Annotated in this window: 4 protein-coding genes; all 4 read left to right on the top strand. The window is 26.7% G+C overall.

The window, feature by feature from the left end; genetic code table 11:
* Positions 1 to 298: hypothetical protein (locus ACRC28_RS10770; protein ID WP_438543449.1), on the top strand; the 298-nt coding region annotated here is incomplete at its 5' end.
* Positions 298 to 1317, top strand: coding sequence for a helix-turn-helix transcriptional regulator (locus tag ACRC28_RS10765; RefSeq protein WP_438543448.1), 1020 nt, complete (start codon positions 298 to 300; stop codon positions 1315 to 1317). The genes ACRC28_RS10770 and ACRC28_RS10765, both read left to right, overlap by 1 nt.
* A 77-nt stretch (positions 1318 to 1394) precedes the next feature.
* A complete protein-coding gene (locus ACRC28_RS10760) occupies positions 1395 to 2486 on the top strand; it encodes a peptidase S41 (RefSeq protein ID WP_438543447.1) in 1092 nt (363 codons plus the stop codon).
* Between the two features lie 23 nt (positions 2487 to 2509).
* A complete protein-coding gene (locus tag ACRC28_RS10755; RefSeq protein WP_438543446.1) occupies positions 2510 to 2701 on the top strand; it encodes a YwbE family protein in 192 nt (63 codons plus the stop codon).
* Positions 2702 to 2943 lie beyond the last annotated feature (242 nt).

Genomic DNA, 2943 nt, shown 5'->3' with positions numbered 1-2943 from the left:
AAAAGCAATTAATAGTAGATATATAGCAATCCCATTAGCAAGCTTTCATATGATAGAGAAATTAAAAAAATATTATGAAAGAGAGGAAAAGCCATATTTAAAAGATTTAATAACAAGCTATTGTAGAGCATTTTATAATATAGGAGGAGTATTACCAATTACAGACATTTATAAGGATATTCCTTTTATTCAATTTGAGAGTAATTCTTTAGAACCACTTAGAAAGGCAGGGTTTAGCAGTAAAAATATATTTTGTTCAACTGAAATAAATATATTAAATTTACTGTTATTAGAGTAATGAAAAATAATATAAAATTTTTTAAGTTTATTTCTATATTAAGGGAAAATAGCAGTAGAGAAAATGGATTAAGTATTGAAGATATTAATAAGTTTATGTTTGCTGAAGTTGGAGAAATGCTTAATCGAAAAACTATTTATGCCTATATAAAAGATGCAAGAGAACTGGGGATTGAAATATCTGAATTTAATAGAAGCAGTGGATATTATATTCAGAATCCTATGATAAAGAAAAAGGAGATAAAAGTAATTAGTGATTGTCTCCATAGTAATAAGTGTATTCCATATGAATTGATAGAAGAAATTGAAAAAAAGCTACTTAAATGTAATTCAGTTTATACAAGATATTCAATAAAAAAGCAAAATGAATTATATAAAGAAGCAAGAAGTAAGAATAAGCAAATAATAGATAATATAGATGTAATATATGAGGCTATTGAAGAAGGGAAAAAAATTAGTTTTAATTATGGAAGTATTGATGAAAAAAGAGATTTAATCTGTAAGAGTGAAGAAGGAAAATTAAAAAGATATATAGCGAATCCAATTTATTTGGGTATTAAGAATGATTACTATTATTTATTATTGAATAAAGAGAGTCATACAGATTTATCATGGTATAGATTAGATAGAATTTTAAATGTGCAAATTCTAGAAGAAGATATCAAAGAAAAAGGATTAATAGAAGGAATTGATAGAGAATTTACACCTAATAAATATATGATGAAATGCTTTAAAATGTATGCGGGAAAAGATAAAGACAAAATAAATGTTGAAATTATAACATGTAAAGATTGGGTTAAAAATTATATAATTGAAGAATTAGGTGATTTGGTTAAAGTAAATAAAAGTAATGATGAATATATATTAATTTTTGAAGCATTTAACAATAATGGATTAATTAATTGGTTATTAGGCTTGGGAGCAGATATAAAGGTTATTGGACCAGATGTTTTAGTAGAAAGTATAAGAGCTACAATTAATGAAATGAATTTAATTTATAAATTAAAGGTCAGTACTTGAATGTGCTGGCTTTTTAGTATGCTATATTTTATGAGGTTTCGTGATATAATGAGTGAAAGTATATTTTAGGAGATGTTATGAAGAGTATTTGGACAGAAAAATGGCATGAGGATTTAGAGTTTTTTAGGGTTAATTTGATTGAGGGACATAAGAATTTATTTTTTAATTTAGCAGAAGAGAGATTTAATGAGATGATTGATAAACTTAAGGATGATGTGGATAGCTTGGAGTATGATGATATGAAGGTTGAGTTAAGTAGAATTGCTGCAACTGTTGGTGATGCACATACTAGTGTGGTTTTTCCTGTGAATACATATCTACCACTTAAGTTTTATATTTTTGAGGATGGAGTTTATATAATTAATGCAAGTGAAGAGTATAGGGAGTTATTGTATAAGAAGGTGGAGTTTATTGAAGGTATCCCTATAGACGAAGTTTTGATGGAGTTATCTAATATTATTTCTCATGAAAATGAATTTTTATTAAAGGCACAAGCTTCTAAATATTTGCAGGCAGTGGATGTTTTATATGGACTTTGTATCTGTGATAGTAAGGATGAGGTAATGATAACTGTAGACTTAGAAGAGGTATCCTTAAAGACTGTTTCAATGCAGGATTTAAGGTATATAGAACAGTTGAAGCTACCTATATATGCAAGATATAACAGTAATAATTATTGGTTTGAAGAAGTTGAAGATGAGTTATATATAAAGTATAACAGTTGTAGAGAAGATGGCGTTGAAGCTTTAAGTGAAAAGATTAATAGGACTATAGATGTTATTAAGAAGAAGGATATTTCAAAGGTTACTGTTGATTTAAGAAATAACTTAGGGGGAGATTCTACATTAATAAAGCCTCTTATAGATTTTCTGAAAAATAATGAAAAGATAAATAAGAAAGAAAATTTAAAGGTTATTATAGGAAGAGAAACTTTTTCATCAGCCTTGTTAAATGCATATGAATTTAAGTTTTTTACTAATGCTGAAATATTGGGTGAGCCTTCAGGTGGTAAGCCAAATTGTTATGGTGAGATACTGAAATTTACATTGCCTAACAGTAAGTTTATTGTAAGCTATTCAACAAAGTATTATAAATTAATTGAGGATGACAATATACTAGCATTGTACCCAGATAAGAATATTTATGAAAGCATTAATGATTATATTTAATAAGAGAATAGGAGGAAAGAGAAATGGATGGAACAAAAAGAAGTGATATAAAAATAGGAGCAAAGGTAGCTGTAGTTCAAAAAGGTGACCAAAGAACAGGAAAGCTAACTGAAGGAGTTGTAATGAGAATATTAACAAACTCTAGAGATCACCATCATGGAATAAAAGTAATGATCGAAGGTGGAATTGTAGGAAGAGTTAAAAAGATATTATAAAAAGATAAAACTTAAGATTTAGAGATTAATATAATTAAATAGTTAGAAATATAAAATAAAGCTATCACAAGGAGAAAATCTAAGTGATAGCTTTTTTTAATTTGGCTCTGTTATAAATAACTGTTGATTTGTGTTAAATATTGAGAAAATGTCTATAATTAAATATACACATTTTTAGGAGGCAATTAATGAATAAAGTAGCAACAATATTACAACAAATAAAAAAACTTTCACATAATCAA

Origin of the sequence: Clostridium sp., from assembly GCF_051650885.1 — a bacterium.
GTDB lineage: Bacteria > Bacillota > Clostridia > Clostridiales > Clostridiaceae > Clostridium.
The sequence above is the reverse complement of the archived record's forward strand: the minus strand, read 5'-3'. Positions and strand labels throughout refer to the sequence as shown.

Excerpts from the sequence above, each read along its gene's own strand:
- ACRC28_RS10765 (WP_438543448.1), top strand. The coding sequence starts at position 298 with ATGAAAAATAATATAAAATTTTTTAAGTTTATTTCTATATTAAGGGAA.
- ACRC28_RS10760 (WP_438543447.1), top strand. The coding sequence starts at position 1,395 with ATGAAGAGTATTTGGACAGAAAAATGGCATGAGGATTTAGAGTTTTTT.
- ACRC28_RS10755 (WP_438543446.1), top strand. The coding sequence starts at position 2,510 with ATGGATGGAACAAAAAGAAGTGATATAAAAATAGGAGCAAAGGTAGCT.